At 53.5% G+C, this 15,759-nt stretch carries 11 protein-coding genes; 7 read left to right on the top strand and 4 right to left on the bottom strand.

Translation table 11 applies throughout. The features are described from left to right. Positions 1 to 247: 247 nt before the first annotated feature. On the bottom strand, positions 248 to 1,855 hold the full coding sequence (locus tag ACFVYJ_RS12495; RefSeq protein WP_419415390.1) for a methyl-accepting chemotaxis protein: 1,608 nt from the start codon (positions 1,853 to 1,855) through the stop codon (positions 248 to 250). Between the two features lie 364 nt (positions 1,856 to 2,219). Between ACFVYJ_RS12495 and ACFVYJ_RS12490 the strand changes: the two genes are divergently transcribed. The 4 genes from ACFVYJ_RS12490 (at position 2,220) to ACFVYJ_RS12475 (ending at position 6,014) form a co-directional block, all read left to right on the top strand. Continuing rightward, positions 2,220 to 3,203 (top strand): TRAP transporter substrate-binding protein, encoded by a 984-nt coding sequence (locus ACFVYJ_RS12490; RefSeq protein WP_419415391.1) that lies wholly within the window; start codon positions 2,220 to 2,222, stop codon positions 3,201 to 3,203. A gap of 158 nt (positions 3,204 to 3,361) precedes the next feature. After that, positions 3,362 to 3,940 carry a TRAP transporter small permease gene (locus ACFVYJ_RS12485; RefSeq protein WP_419415392.1) on the top strand — a complete coding sequence of 193 codons (579 nt, stop codon included), beginning with the start codon at positions 3,362 to 3,364 and terminating at the stop codon, positions 3,938 to 3,940. Further along, a complete protein-coding gene (locus tag ACFVYJ_RS12480; RefSeq protein WP_419415393.1) occupies positions 3,937 to 5,334 on the top strand; it encodes a TRAP transporter large permease in 1,398 nt (465 codons plus the stop codon). Before ACFVYJ_RS12485 ends, ACFVYJ_RS12480 begins: the two co-directional genes overlap by 4 nt. A gap of 125 nt (positions 5,335 to 5,459) precedes the next feature. Then, the gene (locus ACFVYJ_RS12475; RefSeq protein WP_419415394.1) at positions 5,460 to 6,014 is read left to right on the top strand and encodes a hypothetical protein; all 555 of its coding nucleotides are present in this window, start codon (positions 5,460 to 5,462) and stop codon (positions 6,012 to 6,014) included. A gap of 396 nt (positions 6,015 to 6,410) precedes the next feature. Here ACFVYJ_RS12475 and ilvA read toward each other — a convergent pair whose 3' ends face one another. Beyond that, positions 6,411 to 7,928 carry a threonine ammonia-lyase, biosynthetic gene (gene ilvA / locus ACFVYJ_RS12470; protein WP_419415395.1) on the bottom strand — a complete coding sequence of 506 codons (1,518 nt, stop codon included), beginning with the start codon at positions 7,926 to 7,928 and terminating at the stop codon, positions 6,411 to 6,413. Positions 7,929 to 8,129: 201 nt separating this feature from the next. Here ilvA and rpiA point away from each other — a divergent pair, with 201 nt between their 5' ends. Further along, the gene (gene rpiA, locus ACFVYJ_RS12465; RefSeq protein WP_419415396.1) at positions 8,130 to 8,801 is read left to right on the top strand and encodes a ribose-5-phosphate isomerase RpiA; all 672 of its coding nucleotides are present in this window, start codon (positions 8,130 to 8,132) and stop codon (positions 8,799 to 8,801) included. Between the two features lie 467 nt (positions 8,802 to 9,268). Next, positions 9,269 to 11,983 (top strand): DUF748 domain-containing protein, encoded by a 2,715-nt coding sequence (locus tag ACFVYJ_RS12460; protein WP_419415397.1) that lies wholly within the window; start codon positions 9,269 to 9,271, stop codon positions 11,981 to 11,983. Here ACFVYJ_RS12460 and ACFVYJ_RS12455 read toward each other — a convergent pair. Further along, the gene (locus tag ACFVYJ_RS12455; protein ID WP_419415398.1) at positions 11,980 to 14,442 is read right to left on the bottom strand and encodes an ABC transporter permease; all 2,463 of its coding nucleotides are present in this window, start codon (positions 14,440 to 14,442) and stop codon (positions 11,980 to 11,982) included. The two genes, ACFVYJ_RS12460 and ACFVYJ_RS12455, sit on opposite strands and share 4 nt — an antisense overlap. After that, positions 14,439 to 15,140, bottom strand: coding sequence for an ABC transporter ATP-binding protein (locus ACFVYJ_RS12450; protein WP_419415399.1), 702 nt, complete (start codon positions 15,138 to 15,140; stop codon positions 14,439 to 14,441). The genes ACFVYJ_RS12455 and ACFVYJ_RS12450 overlap by 4 nt, the downstream gene beginning before the upstream one ends. On the opposite strand from ACFVYJ_RS12450, the gene ACFVYJ_RS12445 reads away from it, so the two are divergent. Continuing rightward, positions 15,139 to 15,741: an arylesterase gene (locus ACFVYJ_RS12445; protein ID WP_419415400.1), complete on the top strand. Its 603-nt coding sequence runs from the start codon at positions 15,139 to 15,141 to the stop codon at positions 15,739 to 15,741. The two genes, ACFVYJ_RS12450 and ACFVYJ_RS12445, sit on opposite strands and share 2 nt — an antisense overlap. The last annotated feature ends 18 nt before the right edge of the window (positions 15,742 to 15,759 follow it).

Genomic DNA, 15,759 nt, shown 5'->3' with positions numbered 1-15,759 from the left:
AATTCTGGCTGTTCATTTTTCTGCCTTAAATAGGTAGGTGCTTTAGCGATCCATTGCAGTGGACGACAATACTTGCGCAGCTTTACGTTGCATGGAACACGGTACAAAAATGGTGCTTCACCTATCACAGAGGGAAATAGCGTTTGCTCAGGTTGATTAACGGCCCGCGCATGCGGGTCGCTTGGGTATCAGGCCGGCACAAAAAAAGCAGCCCTTAGGCTGCTTTTTGCATGAGAGTGCAGGGTAGTCAGAGGCGGAACTTGCGCACCATGTTTTCCAGTTGTCCTGCCAGGGTGTTCAGCTCGTGTGCCACCTGATTCAGCTTACCGGCGCGGGAGGAGGTGTGCTGTGTAGCGTTGGCGATCTCCAGTACGCTGTGCTCAACGCTCGTCGCCATTTCGCTTTGCTCTTTTACCGAGGCGGCAACGGTATGGTTCATATCGTTGATTGAGCGAACCTCGCTGGCGATTTTGCCCAGGGCATCGGCGGTATTCTGGACTTTGCTGACCCCTTCTTCTGCGCTGTTGTGCGCGGCTTGCATCACCTGCACCGCGTCCCGGGCATCGGTTTGCAGCTCCTGAATGATGCTGTTGATCTCTTCGGTAGAATGTCGGGTTTTGCTGGCCAGGGCGCGGACCTCATCTGCCACCACGGCAAAGCCGCGGCCCTGTTCGCCGGCGCGGGCTGCTTCGATGGCGGCATTCAATGCCAGCAAGTTGGTCTGTTCAGCAATTTTTTCGATCACTTCAAGTACGGTGCCCACCTGCTGACTCTGGTGATCCAGTTTGTTAATCACTGTCAGGGCGTTGTCGATGCGCTGTTTCAGTATCTCGATGGCGGCGATTGCCTCGGCGGTAATGCGGGTACCTGCTTCACTCTGGCGCAGGGCCTGATCGGAGGCATTGGCAGTATTTTCCGCACTGCTGGAGACGCTGCGGGTGGCGGCTTCCATCTGCTCCATGGCGGTTGCCACCGAACTGGTTTGTATCTGCTGGCCGCTGACGGCGGTATTGGCCATGTCGGCGATGCCGTTGATCTCCACGCTGGAGGTGCTGAGCTGTTCTACGGTACTGCTGACCCGTTGCAGGTTCTGGTGGAATTCACTCAGCATCTCATTCAGTGAAGTGGACATGGCGCCGATTTCGTCATCGGCATTCACTGGGATGCGCAGGGTCAGGTCGTCATTTTCGCGGATCACATTCAGGGTGGCGGCCATCTTTTTAACGGGGCCGACAACCAGATGGCGCATCAGATAGCTGACCATCAGCAGGCCAGCAATAAACAGTGCCAGCTGCACAAAACCGACTTGCAGCAAGTTTTTTTGAATTCGACTGTCCAAATTGGCAAAGGAGTAGGTGACACGCACTGCGCCTAGCACGGAGCCCTCTGTTGCCGGGTGACAGAGTAGACAGTTAGTGCCTTTGTAATCGCTTTCTGCCCTGAGCGGTGTGACCACTGTCAGGCGATGGCCGTTGTCATCGTCAAGTTCGGTGATGATCTGTTCACCTTGCAGCGCCCGGCGGTCCAGATCATCCAGCGGCTGTTCATCTTCCAGTCCGGCACCATACATCTTGATGATAGAGGGACTGCGGATGATGCGAGCCTCAGTAATGTCTTCGTTCGACAGGATCTTGTTTTGCAGGGTCTGGCGGTTACTCATGGCACCGCTGATCATCAGGATATTAATGCTGTCAAAGTAGGCGTCGGCGGTTTCCTGTGTATTGCGTGATGCCACTTCCAGTGCCAGGGTTGATTCGCTGCGATGGATAATCCACAAAGAGCTGAGCAGTATCAGTAAGAACCCAATGGCCAGTGAGGCGTTCACCTTGGTTTGAATCGACAGGCTGGTTTTCATGCTGTTCTGCTCCTGGCAGCATCGCTGGGCAAGGGTCTGTTGAATTTAAGTACTGTCGGCTGTGGGCGCAATTTCTCAAATAATTGCTGGTGCTTCCTTAATCTGGGTCAAATTTTGGGTGGAAATGACCCGATGAAAAAGTATAAATGGGTGGAAACCCACCCATTGAAAAGTCTGCTGCGTCGTCTTTTTTATTTTTAATTATGCTTTAACACTATGTTTTTTAAATAAATAAAAAATTATTTCTGTTTAATTTTTGTGTTTGGCCTTGTCTTTGCTCTGTTTACTACACTCTCGTAAAAACGTGCCGGGACTTCACTGTGGAGCCGGACGATAACAACAAAGATTAAACAGGAGATCACTTATGCGTTTACTTGCCGCCGCTGTCACTACATTGGCAATGACTTTTGGGGCTCAGGCTGTCATGGCTGCCCCGGTTGAACTCAAGTTTTCCCATGTCGTTGCGGAAAACACCCCTAAAGGCCAGATGGCTCTTAAGTTTAAAGAACTGGTGCAGGAACGTATGGGCGACAAAGTAGTCGTCGAAGTGTTCCCTAACTCGCAGTTGTTTGGCGATAACAAAGTGCTGGAAGCGATGTTGCTGGGCGATGTGCAGATGGCTGCACCGGCGCTGTCTAAATTCCAGAAATATACTGATGTCCTGCAGATTTTTGACCTGCCGTTCTTGTTCAAGGATATGGCTGCTGTTGAGCGTTTCCAGCAGGGCGAAGAAGGCCAGAAATTACTGGGCTCTCTGCGTAAAAAAGGCCTGGTGGGTCTGGGTTACCTGCACAACGGTATGAAGCAGCTGTCTGCCAGTGACCCATTGCAGGTGCCTGCTGATGCGTCAGGTAAAAAATTCCGCATCATGACCTCTGATGTGCTGCAGGCGCAGTTTGAAGCGGTGGATGCGGTCCCACTGAAAAAACCTTTCTCTGAAGTCTTTACCCTGCTGCAGACCAAAGCGATTGATGGTCAGGAGAACACCTGGTCCAACATCTACTCGAAAAAATTCTTTGAGGTACAGCCTTACATCACCGAGTCCAACCACGGTGTGCTGGATTACCTGGTCGTAACCTCTACTGAGTTCTGGGTGTCTTTGGATGAGCCGGTCCAGGTAGAGCTGAAAAAGGCGCTGGATGAAGCGATCGCTTACGGTAATGACATTGCCGCTAAGAAGACCGAAGAAGATAAGCAGCAGATTATCGACTCTCGGCGTTCTGAAGTGCTGACCCTGACTGCTGAGCAGCGTGCGCAGTGGGTTGAAGCGATGAAGCCGGTATGGAAACAGTTTGAAAAGGATATCGGTGCTGATCTGATCAAAGCGGCTGAAGCTGCTAACCAGTAATACCTGCAGTGATGGGCAGGCCTGGCCTGCCCATCCACTCAGTATTGACTGGAGAGGTGACGGTCTGTTGATTCTCCAGTGAGTATTTATGCTCGCGCGGCTGCGGCCGGTCAGAGTAGCTATAACAATAATCGGGGCTATCCCGCTGAGGTTTTCCCATGGTGAGAAATTTCATTACCCAACTAGAAGAGGGTTTTCTCTCTTTGCTGCTGGTATCGATGACCTTGCTGGTCTTCGTAGAGGTAGTGGCCAGATTCGGCTTTGGTGCCGGTATCCATTGGGCGCAGGAAGTTACCCTGCTGCTGTCAGCCTGGTTTGTGCTGTTTGGTGCTTCCTATGGCGTGAAAGTCGGTGCACATATTGGTGTCGACGTGTTTGTTAAAGCGCTGCCGCACCGCATGCATCGTGCGGTCACGGTGTTAGCGATTTTGTTCTGCCTGGCCTACTGCGGCATGTTCCTGTACGGCTCGTGGATCTATCTGAGCAAGATGAAGATGATCGGCATCGAACTGGAAGATGTACCGATTCCGAAATGGACGGTGATGACCATCCTGGTGATTGGCTTTGTGCTGTTGATTGTGCGGTTTTTGCAGCTGGGCTGGAAAGTCGTCGTTGGTGAAGCGGAGGGCTTCCATTTTGCAGACGAAGCGGAAGAGTCGATGGAGCTGGCTAATGAGCTGAAACAGACTGAGTTTTCCAATGCAGATGATGCTGCGAATGGGGAGAAAAAATCATGACTATAGCAGTTCTGTTTATTACTCTGTTCGCCTGCATGCTGATGGGTATGCCGATTGCGATCGCACTGGGTTTGTCGTCGGTGACAACCATTCTGATGTTCTCCAATGACTCATTGGCATCGATTGCCCTGAAGCTGTTTGAAGCGACATCGGAACACTACACGCTGCTGGCGATTCCGTTCTTTATTCTGTCGTCTTCGTTCCTGTCCACGGGTGGGGTGGCGCGGCGCCTGATCAACTTTGCGGTGGATACCGTCGGTCACATCAAGGGCGGCCTGGCAATGGCATCGGTTATGGCCTGCATGCTGTTTGCTGCCGTATCGGGTTCGTCTCCAGCAACGGTTGCTGCCATCGGTACCATTGTTATCGCCGGCATGGTGCGCTCTGGATATCCCAAGGCTTTTGCTGCCGGGGTTATCGCTAACGCCGGTACGCTGGGTATTTTGATTCCACCTTCTATCGTGATGCTGGTATATGCGGCGGCAACAGAAGTGTCGGCTTCGCGTATGTTTATGGCCGGTTTTATTCCGGGCCTGATGATGGGTCTGATTCTGATGATCGCCATCTATATTGTGGCGCGTATCAAAGGTCTGCCATCACAGCCGTTCCCGGGCTTCCGTAAGCTTGCCAAGTCTGGCTTGATTGCCCTGGGCGGTCTGATGTTGATCATCATTGTGCTGGGTTCTATCTATGGTGGTATCGCATCCCCGACTGAAGCTGCAGCCGTGGCGGCGGTGTATGGTTTCCTGATCGCTGTTGTGGGTTACCGTGATATTGGCCCGCTGAAGAACAGCCCGTGGCGTAAAACGGAAGAAGCGGTGTCTGCTGCTGTGGTACGCAATAGCTGGCAGATTGTCTGGGCCCTGCCGCGCTCTATTTTCGATAAAGACGTGCGCAAGGTGGTGCTGGATGCTGCCAAGGTATCCATGATGCTGCTGTTCATCATTGCCAATGCCATGTTGTTTGCCCATGTTTTGACCACTGAGCGTATCCCGCACGGTATCGCTGAAGCGATTATTGAGTGGGGGTTACCAGCTTGGGGCTTCCTGATTGTGGTGAATATCTTGCTGCTGATTGCGGGTAACTTTATGGAGCCATCCGCGATTCTGCTGATCATGGCACCGATATTGTTCCCGATCGCTATGAAGCTGGGTATCGACCCGATTCATCTGGGTATCATCATGGTGGTCAATATGGAGATTGGTATGTTGACGCCGCCTGTGGGACTTAACTTATTTGTTACGGCGGGGATAACGGGTGAGAACATGCTCTGGGTAATCAAGGCATGTCTGCCATGGCTGATGTTGCTGCTTGGCTTCTTGATGCTGATTACCTATGTGCCGGAAATCTCATTGTTCCTGCCTGAATATATTGATGAATTGAAAGGTTATTAACGATTGCGAACAGGAGTCCGCAGGCAGGTAACAGGATGTTACTTGCTCTCGCACTTATCGTGTTTTGACCACCGCTTGCGGTGGTCTTTTTTTTGCCCTTTGGCTAAGCCAAGACAGAGGCTATAATGTGCGCCCTGAATCAATCACAGGAATACATTGTGCTGGGTAATGTTGCGGCAATCTGGGGACTTTCCGGTATCTGTTTGATACTTGGCAGTGCCATCTACCGATTAAGCGGAATTGCGCTGGAAACCTTTAGCGTCTCACTGCTGTGGTACCACTGGGTGGCGCTGGTGGTGAGTGTGCTGTTTATGGGGTTTGCCGAAGGCTACCGCGGTTTTCAGCAGGCCTGGTCGCCCCGTGTCGCCGCCAGAGTGCTGTTCCTGTCAGGTAATGTGTCACCGTTACGTTTCCTGCTGGCACCCCTGTTCTGTATGGGTTTCTTCGCCATCAAACGTCGCCGCATGATTGTGACTTACTGTCTGACCGGCGGCATTATTTGTATGGTGTTGCTGGTGCATCAGCTGAGTCAGCCTTGGCGAGGTATCATTGATCTGGGGGTGGTCACTGGCCTGATCTGGGGTATGGCATCTTTGCTGGTGTTTGTCTGGCAGGCATTTTTTGGTCAGGACTTTAACCATTCACCTGAGATGCCAGATGGGGCAGTTGAAGCCTCGTAATCAGATTTAATCCGGGTCCGGTGCGCGTATCGTTCGAAAATGCGCCGCACTTCGGGTTGTTCCCGGTGCAGGATATCAACATAGTCAGGTCAATTTTTCCTGCAGCTTCCATGCGATCAAGTGCACCTAGTGCTACAGCAAACGTCCAGGCGGGTTTGTAGGGACGCACACTGGTGAGTGCATCATGATCCACCTTTCGTCCATCTTAGTTCATGCTTGAGCAGGCAGAATAAGGCGTGTCTGTCTGCTTAAACCATGGCCTGAGTCAGTTAAAAAGGGATGTGTACGGGGTGAGTTTCAACCGCTGGTTAGAGTACGGCGCGGGTGGATGTCTATGCGATCAGCTTGTCCGGCAATGCAATCGCATTGCCGGAGCATGGGTGTGACCACCAGGTGTCAGCCCAGGAATAAACGGTAGGCGTTGTTATCGGTTTCGTTCCAGTAGTTGTAACCGATCTCATCGAGAAACTGCTCGACCAGTTTCTGGTCATCAGAACCGACCTGCATGCCAACCAATACCCGGCCATAAGCCGCACCATGGTTCCGATAGTGGAACATGGAGATATTCCAGCGGCTACCCAGCTGGCTGAGAAAGTTCATCAGTGCGCCGGGACGTTCAGGAAATTCGAAGCGGTATACAACTTCATCACCCACTGCCGCCGGGGCGTGACCGCCGACCATATAACGGACATGTAGTTTCGCGGTTTCGTTATCCGTCAGGTCTTCTACCGTATAACCTTTTTCACTCAGGTGAGTGACCAGTTCTTCCCGGTCGCAGCCGCCGGGTTTTATCTGGATGCCGGCAAACACAATGGCACTGTCATTGTCGCTGTAGCGGTAGTTGAACTCGGTAATATTACGTCGACCCAATGCCGAGCAGAATTTGCGGAAGCTGCCCGGTTTTTCAGGAATACGCGCTGCAATAATTGCTTCACGTTTCTCGCCCAATTCGGAACGCTCTGCAATATGACGTAAACGGTCAAAATTGACATTGGCACCGGAGTCGATGGCAATCAGGGTCTGATCAGTCAGCTGCTCGCGCTGGCAGTATTTCTTTAGACCGGCCACCCCCAGCGCACCCGCGGGTTCGCAGATGGAGCGGGTATCATCGTAGATATCTTTGATCGCGGCACAGATCTCGTCGATGCTGACAGTGATCACTTCATCGACATATTTCTGCGCCAGCTCAAAAGTGTTTTTGCCAATTTGCGCCACAGCAACGCCATCGGCAAAGATACCAACCTGTGGCAGCACAACGCGTTCACCGGCGTCCATGGCCGCTTTAAGGCAGGCGGATTCTTCGGACTCAACTCCGATCACCTTGGTTTCAGGCCGCAAGTATTTAACGTAAGTGGCGATGCCGGCCACCAGACCGCCGCCACCTACCGGGACAAAGATCGCGTTGATCGGCCCGGATTCCTGACGTAACAGCTCCATGGCGATGGTGCCCTGACCGGCGATGACATCCGGGTCATCAAAGGGATGCACGTACGTCATACCTTTTTCCTGCACCAGCTGTTGGGCAAATGTCGCAGCTTCGTCGTAGGCATCACCGTGCAACACCACTTTACCGCCCAACCGGCGCACGTTGTTGACCTTAACGTCGGGGGTGGTTTTTGGCATGACGATGGTGGCTTTGACACCCAGCTTGCGGGCGGACAAGGCCAGACCCTGGGCATGGTTGCCGGCCGATGCCGCAACCACGCCGCACTCCCGCTCTTCCGCGGTGAGCTGGGACATCTTGTTGTAGGCACCACGCAGCTTGAATGAGAACACCGGTTGCTTATCTTCGCGCTTCAGCAAAACTCGGTTGTGCAGCCGTTCAGACAGCCCGCGGGCTTCATCCAGAGGGGTTTCCACGGCTACGTCGTATACGCGGGCTTCCAGAATTTTCTTGATATAACGGTGCGGCATAAGATTTCTGCTGTTTTGCGGACCGGAATCGTTGTCGATGGAATGACATCGGCCGGCCGGGTTGCAACGATGATTAAAGGCGGAAATGGTAAAGGTTATGTGGGTTTGCGTCTACAAGCAGGCCGGACAGACGCGTATAATTACTTGTTTCAGCCCTGCCGATACCGGCGATGGCAAGCTTTAATCCACGGTGACTTCAGCATGACTCAGGATGAAATGAAACAGGCAGTGGCGCAGGCCGCAGTTGACTACATAAAACCCCGCCTCGGACAGGACAGCATTGTTGGGGTTGGTACAGGTTCTACCGCGAATTGCTTTATTGATGCTCTGGCTGAAATTAAGCACTTGTTTGAGGCGGCTGTGGCCAGCTCCGATGCGACTGCTGAACGACTTAAGGGGCATGGTATTCAGGTCTACGATCTGAATTCGGTCAATGAGTTGGAAGTCTATGTGGATGGTGCCGATGAATTTGATCCGCGTCTGCACCTGGTAAAAGGTGGCGGCGGTGCACTGACTCGCGAAAAGATTGTTGCGGCGGTGGCCAAAGAGTTTGTCTGTATCGTCGACAGCAGTAAACAGGTCGATCTGCTGGGTGCCTTTCCGCTGCCAGTCGAAGTGATCCCGATGGCACGCTCGCAGGTGGCCAGAGCGTTAGTCAAAATGGATGGCATGCCGGTTTGGCGTGAAGGTTTTGTCACTGACAACGGCAACTGCATTCTGGATGTTTACGATCTGGAAATTCTAGACCCTAAGCAACTGGAGGCAGAGCTGAATAATATTGTTGGTGTGGTTACCAACGGCCTGTTTGCACAGCGTGGCGCTGACCTGATTTTGATGGGTACCGAGCAGGGTGTGGAAACCTTGAAATACTGACGCTGATGTCGCTGCCAGCATAAAAAAAGGCCCCGCATAATGTCGGGGCCTTTTTTATCAGCGGGAACTGAATACCGTTTAAGGTATCAGAAACTCAGGCGGCTGATGGCAATGCTGGCGGGCATAGTAATCCAGGCGATAGCGATAAGATTGATAATAATCCAGCTAAAGCCCGCTGGATCGCGGTAGTTTTCATCATGTGCCATGAGTGTCACCCTTAAAGAGAAAGTTAATCGGTTTAGTGTTTGTTGGCCCGTTGTTCTGACGACAACCTGTGATGCCAACAAACTATGCATAGAATAAAATTTGGCCGATTTTATCAGTCGCCTCATCGGCTGTATAGTCAGGCGCTGACAACGGTTGGCCGCACAAATGGCCTGCGTCTATTACAATAACGCTAAGCAGTGGCTACCTGCACTGACAGGTTTATGCGCCGCTAGCGATCTTCAGTTGCGAAAGGAAACAGGATGTTACGTTGGTTACTCGCCCTTGTGGTGCTGGTATTGCTTGGTTTGCATAACCTGCCATATCTGATCAGAGATCAGGCGGTGCAGTGGTTACGTGCTCAGGGTGCAGAAGATGCCAGGCTGACGGCTTTGGAAGTGAACTGGCTTAAGGGGGACGTCACTGTGCGCGGCTTAGCGGCAACCGCCAAGGGTAAGCCAACGTTGCGCATTGATTACCTGAAACTTGGGCTCGACTATGACGCCCTGGCACTGAAACATATCCTATTACACGAAATCTCGCTGTCTGGCGTCGATATCGGTGTGCGGCAACAGCCAGAGGCATTGTGGCTCGGGCCGATTGATCTACTCGCGTTACAAGGTGCAGAGCCGACAGAGCCTGTTTCCCCGAACACTGCTGCCAGTGCCTGGAGTTTTGGCCTGAAGCGCATGCAGTTAAGTGATATCAATTGGCGGGCAGAGCTGCCAGGACAGACTCACCAGTTGAAGGTGAATCAGGCGGAGGTGCAAGATCTGTTGTTATGGGCACCGGATCAGGCAACGCTGCTGCAACTGGATGGGGAAATCAATGGCGCGCCCATTAAGCTGAGCTCTGAAGCATTGCCTTTGCCAGAGCAGAAAACCACCCGGCTTACGATCAAACTCAGCGATTTTCCTGTACACAGTTTGGCTGCGCCTTGGGTGCCGGGATTGAGGGCGCGGGTTGATCTTGATCTGCAGATTCAGGCGGGCAGTCATCTACAGGAGCAGACTTTCACCCTGTCCCAGCAGGGCAAAATCCATCTGAAAAATCTCAGCTTTACTCAGGATCAGTTGGCGGTGCAGCAGCAGTCGCTGGCGTGGCAGGGGCAGCTCTCTCTGCTCTGGCACAGTGGCGCGCTTCAACAGTTGAAAACTGACAGTACGTTGTCGGTCGCGGGTCTCAATGTCAGTCAGGATCAACAGCAGCTAAGTCTGGACGGTGGCAGTGTGGCTGCCGTCGTCGAGGGCTCGCTATCCGAGCTACAAACCACCGTTTCGGCACTGTCGCTGAGCGCGTTGCAGTTTAACCGCCCGGGGCAATCCTATCAGTTGGCAGAGGCCAGCCTGCAAGGGCTGGTGAAATTGGTCGAAGGTGTGCCGCGGAATATTCAGCTGGATGCGTTTAATTTGCAGAATCTGGCCGTCGCGGAAGGCGCTGTTAATCCTTACAACATCACCCTGGCCACTGCCGCAGCGCGGGGCTCAGTGGACACTAGTGATGGCAAGCTGTGGCAGGTAAACCTGCCCAGTATCGAACTGCAGAATGCCGAGTTAAACCGCCAGGGTAGCACCTTGGTCGACCTGCAAACCCTAACGGGGCAAGGTGTGTCGGTAAAAGATAATGCTGCAGTAGTCAGTGTCGCTGGGGCGCAGCTCAAGCAGCTACAAGTGTTGGGTGAGGCACACACTCTTAGTCAGTGGCAGACAATCGAACTGGATGCACTGCAGCTAGACCAGATGAGCCGTCTGTTGATTGATCAGGTGCGCTTCAGCGGCGGCACAAACCGTCTGCTATTGTCCGCTGAGCGGCAGCCGGCAGAATTTAATTGGCTACTGACACGCCTGCAGCCGGAGTCGGCGGCAACACAGGCCAAGCCGCAGGCTGAAACCAAGACAGAGTCTGAAGCGAAGCCTTTCCATGTCCGCATTAATCGCCTGATTGTCAGCGGTGATAACAAGCTGGCGCTTATTGATCAGGGGGTAAAACCACCGCTGAATACTGAACTGGAACTGCAGAAACTGGAACTGGAAGCCTTTGATACCGCGTCAGACCAGGCGACGGGGTTTGCCCTGCAAAGCCGACTGGGGCGGTTTACCCAGCTTGATGCCAATGGCTCGTTAGAGCTATTCAGTGGTAACTATGGCGGTAACTGGGCGCTGGACCTGAAAGCCCTGGATCTGCCATTGGTAAGCCCTTACTTCAGTCATTACACCGGCTATCTATTGCGTAATGGTCAATTGAATATCAGCAGTTCTGGTTCTGTGGCAGGGCGGAAACTGGATGGTAAAACCGATATTCAGCTCAACCGAATTGCGGTGCAACGGGATAAGAGTAATCGCAGCGAGGCGTTTAATAAGAAGGTCACAATGCCGCTGGAAACAGCACTGATGGTACTGCAGGACAAGGATGAAAATATTCACCTTGATGTACCGTTGAACGGTTCGCTGGATGATCCGCAGTTTGGCTACCAGACGGTCATCAATAAGCTGGCGGGCAAGGGACTGAAGAATGCCGCGTTTGGTTACCTGACAAAGTCTCTGCAGCCCTTTGGTGCGCTGATAACGGTGGCCCAGATGGCTATGGATGCCGCGGAAAAAGGCACCTTTATTCAGTTGCAACCTGTGCAGTTTGAGCCACTGTCATCGGAATTGAGTTCCACGGCAGAGGCCTACATGAGCAAATTGGCGGGAATGCTTACTGAACGACCGGCGATGCGTCTTAATATCTGCGGCGAAGTTGTCGCGGCGGATGCTGAGCCGTTGCGTAAGCAACTGGCCGATGACAATAAAAAAGCCTCTGCAGAAGCGTTGCAGGCCCTGCTGATCGATCAATTACAGACACTGGCGGTTGCCCGGGGTGACCAGGTCAAAGAGGCGTTATCGCAACAGCAGGTCAGTGTTGAGAGATTGTTTACCTGTTATCCGCAGGTAGACCCTGCTGCGGCCGGAGAACCGCTGACCCGTTTGGGGCTTTAAAACTGCTGACGCAGTCGCCGGTAGCTCTGACTTAGGCTTTGTGGTCGATGGCTAAACCAGCCAACCGCCACAAACAGCAGCATGCTGCCGAGTGGCATGAACAGCCATAATGTCGGATGCAATACGGGCTCCAGTTGTAAGAGATAATGGTGTATTGGCCACAGACTGAATTCTGTAATCAGTAATGCCAGAACACCACTGCACAACCCCGTCAGACTCAATTCCAGCAGATCCAGGCGGCGGCAACTGGCAGCACTCGCCCCTAGCGTGCGTAACAGAGCATTCTCTTTCTGGCGTTGTTCCAGCTCCTGATGCAGGGTGGTGTAGACCAGTAACAGTGCCGCCAGCGCGGCCAGCATCAGCAGTAACGTCGTCAGTTGTCCCAGTTGCTGCAATAAGGTCTGTAGCTGATTCAATAATTGCCTGACATCAATCAGGGTCAGGGTTGGATGCTCGTTCAGTAATGCTCTGCTCAGTTCTCCGGCGCGCTCGCCCAGATGGAAACTGGTGATGTAACTGGCGGGTAGGTCACTTAAGACCCCCGGAGAGAAGATATAAAAGAAGTTGGGCTGGAACGAGTCCCAGCGTAATTCGCGCAGGCTGGTGATCGGCACCTGAATATTGTTGCCGCCAATATCAAACTGCACGGTATCACCCACGCTGAGCCCCAGCTCACTGGCTAGCTTGTGTTCAACGGAAACGCCGGGTTGGTCGGGTTGCCACTGACCCGCTGACAGGGTGTTGTGCTCAGGTAGCTGTGCCGCCCAGGTCAGGTTCAGTTCACGGTTGAGTGAGCCGTGGGATAACTGTTTTGGATTCAGTTGTTCTGCGAGGGTGGCCTGATTCAGGCCGGTTAACCGACCCCGATAAATAGGCCATAGCTGGCTGTCTATGCGCGCAGTCTGCAGAATCTGCTGCACTGACTCTGTTTCCCAGGGTTGTACATTAATCAGGAAATGATCAGGGGTATTGGCGGGTAACTCGGTGCGCCAGCGCTGCATTAGGTCGGTCAGTGCCAGGTAGTTAATGCTGAGCAGACTCAATAGCAGGCAGGTCACGGGTATCTGTAACCGGTACCAGCGCTGTTGTTGCTGGATTCTACTTTGCAGTAGGGCACCTAGTCGCAGTCGGGATTGCAGGCAGATGCCCAGTGCTTGCATGAGTTTTCCGCCCAGCAGAGCAATGCCCAATGAGGTAAGCAGCAGTACCAGTAATAGCGCGATGCTGAGCATCAGGTTGTTGAGATAAAACAGCCCACATAACAGGAGGAACCCTGCCAGTATCAGGTAACTGATACGCGCCGGGTAGCTGGCGTGCTGCGCCTGTTCGTGGAATAGATCGGCGGGTGAGGTGCGGGTTAATTGACTCAGGGCAGGCAGAGCCAGTCCCAGCACCAGAAACAGCCCCAACGTGGGGCCGGCACAATACAGCACGGTTCGGGCGGCAGGTACTGGCTGCGGTAACAGGTCGCGCAACAGATAGAACAGCCCCTGCTCGGCCAGCCACCCCAGACCGATACCGACCAATGAGCATGCTAGCCATAAATACCCCAGTTGCAGCAGATAGGTGAGTGCAAGTTGCTGCCGACTGAGACCCAAAGTACGCAGCAATGCTGCGCGTCGGTTCTGTTGCCGGGTAAACCGGCGTAGGCTGAGGAATATGGTCAGACCCGCCAGCAGCAGCGTTAAGAATGCCACCAGGCGCAAATAGGAGGAAGCCCGACTCAGGGCGCTGCCACGGCGATCCTCTTCGGCATCGACAGAAACCAGTCGCTCGCCGGTTTTCAGCTCGCGTTGGAACTGCTTTTTTAGCTGTGTCACGGCATCAGGCGCTCCAGCAAACAGGAGTCGGTACTGTGCGCGAGAGCCTGGTAGCAACAGGCCGGTTGCTGGTAAGGCTTGTTGGTTGATGATCGCCTGGGGATTAAAGCTGACAAAACCCCGGCCGCGATCAGGTGCATTAAGCAGAATATGGCTGATCGTGAAACTGGACTCGCCAAGTGTGATCGAATCACCCAGGGTCAGATTCAGCCGTTCCAGTATGGCCTGCTCCACCCAGATCTCATCGAGGCCGGGCTGGCTGGATGTCATGCTGGGCTCCAGCTGGATTTCCCCCCGCAGTGGATAATTAGCCTGGGCTGCGCGCAGGGAGATGAGTAGAAACTGCGTGTTGTCACTGGCCATGGTGGCCAGTTGGATTACTCCGGAGTGGCGCAGTTGCAGCGCGTCCGCTGCTGCTATCAGTTCCTGGCTGAGGGGGCGGCTGCTTTGTAAAATCAGATCGGCACCCAGTAAGTCAGCGCCCTTACGGTTCAGGCTGTGATCAAGACGATCACTGAGTACTGCCATCAGACTGGCGCTGAAGATGGCCAGTAGCAGTGCCAGCATGAGAGCACGCCATTCAGACAGCTGCAACCCGGTGATGGCCTGACGCAACGCCAGGCTGAACAGGGCTTTCATGATTGGCGTTCCTGTAACTGGCCGTTATCCAGATGGAAGGTACGTTGGCAACGTGCCGCCAGTGCCGGGTCATGGGTAATCAGAATCAGCGTGGTCGCTTCAGCGCGGTTCAGTTCCAGCAGTTGGTCGATGATCTGTTCCCCGGTGTGCTGGTCAAGGTTGCCGGTGGGTTCGTCGGCAAATAGCAGAGCTGGGTTGGTGGCAAATGCGCGGGCAATGGCCACTCGCTGCTGCTCGCCACCCGAGAGTTGGGCTGGTTTATGATGCAGGCGATGCCCCAGCCCCACCTGATCCAGTCGGGTAGTGGCGACTTGACGGGCATCTGGCTGGCCGAGAATCTGTAGTGGCAGCATGACATTACTGAGCGCACCCAGCTCCGGCAGCAGGTGGAACGATTGGAAAATAAAGCTGATGTTACTGGCGCGAAATGCGGATTGTTCACTGTCACTGAGTGTGGAAAGGTTTTTGCTGCAGAGTTCAATGCTACCGGCACTGGGTTCATCGAGTCCGGCAAGCAGACTGAGCAGTGAAGATTTACCGGCACCCGAGGGTCCGGTGATGGCGACGCTCTCTCCCTGAACTATTTGCAGATTAATCTGACTGAAGAGGTGGATGTCCCCGGCTTGAGAAGCAAAGCGTTTTGCGACATCCTGAGCATTGATAACACACTGATAATCCACTGTTTTGGAGTGATCCATGCTACGTCCGTTGTTATTCCTGATGGTTTTAGCTGTGACTGGCCAAGTGTACGCTGGTTCCCTGATTGTGTTGGGTGACAGCCTTTCTGCCGCGTATAAGATGCCCGCAGAGCGGGGTTGGGTTGCTTTGCTGGGTCAGCGTCTGCAACAGCAAGGGTATGATGTGGAGGTAATGAACGCCAGTGTCAGCGGAGACACTACACAGAACGGCATTGCGAGGTTGCCGCGGCTGCTGGAAAAACACCCGGCGGAGATTGTGGTGATTGAGCTGGGTGGCAATGATGGTTTACGCGGCTTGCCGCCTTTTTTGATCCGGCGGAACCTGCAAAAACTGATCAATATGGCGCAGCAGGCTGACGCCGAGGTGGTGTTGCTGGGGATTCAGGTTCCAACCAATTACGGCCCTGCTTATACCCGCCAATTCACCGCCATCTACCCTGATCTGGCCGATGATTATGACGTTGTGCTAGTGCCGTTTTTTATGCAGCAGGTCGCCCTTAAGCCTGAATTGATGCAAGAGGACGGTATTCATCCCAATGCCGACGGTCAGCCTGTGCTGCTTGATACGGTTTGGCCACACTTGGAACCATTGTTGAATTGAAGATACAAAAAAAGCCGC

The organism is Pontibacter sp. JAM-7 (assembly GCF_048548695.2).
GTDB lineage: Bacteria > Pseudomonadota > Gammaproteobacteria > Pseudomonadales > Balneatricaceae > Neptuniibacter.
The sequence above is the reverse complement of the archived record's forward strand: the minus strand, read 5'-3'. Positions and strand labels throughout refer to the sequence as shown.

Coding starts and splice junctions, on each gene's coding strand:
- ACFVYJ_RS12495 (WP_419415390.1), bottom strand. CDS start 1,855: ATGAAAACCAGCCTGTCGATTCAAACCAAGGTGAACGCCTCACTGGCC.
- ACFVYJ_RS12490 (WP_419415391.1), top strand. CDS start 2,220: ATGCGTTTACTTGCCGCCGCTGTCACTACATTGGCAATGACTTTTGGG.
- ACFVYJ_RS12485 (WP_419415392.1), top strand. CDS start 3,362: ATGGTGAGAAATTTCATTACCCAACTAGAAGAGGGTTTTCTCTCTTTG.
- ACFVYJ_RS12480 (WP_419415393.1), top strand. CDS start 3,937: ATGACTATAGCAGTTCTGTTTATTACTCTGTTCGCCTGCATGCTGATG.
- ACFVYJ_RS12475 (WP_419415394.1), top strand. CDS start 5,460: ATGTGCGCCCTGAATCAATCACAGGAATACATTGTGCTGGGTAATGTT.
- ilvA (WP_419415395.1), bottom strand. CDS start 7,928: ATGCCGCACCGTTATATCAAGAAAATTCTGGAAGCCCGCGTATACGAC.
- rpiA (WP_419415396.1), top strand. CDS start 8,130: ATGACTCAGGATGAAATGAAACAGGCAGTGGCGCAGGCCGCAGTTGAC.
- ACFVYJ_RS12460 (WP_419415397.1), top strand. CDS start 9,269: ATGTTACGTTGGTTACTCGCCCTTGTGGTGCTGGTATTGCTTGGTTTG.
- ACFVYJ_RS12455 (WP_419415398.1), bottom strand. CDS start 14,442: ATGAAAGCCCTGTTCAGCCTGGCGTTGCGTCAGGCCATCACCGGGTTG.
- ACFVYJ_RS12445 (WP_419415400.1), top strand. CDS start 15,139: ATGCTACGTCCGTTGTTATTCCTGATGGTTTTAGCTGTGACTGGCCAA.
- ACFVYJ_RS12450 (WP_419415399.1), bottom strand. CDS start 15,140: ATGGATCACTCCAAAACAGTGGATTATCAGTGTGTTATCAATGCTCAG.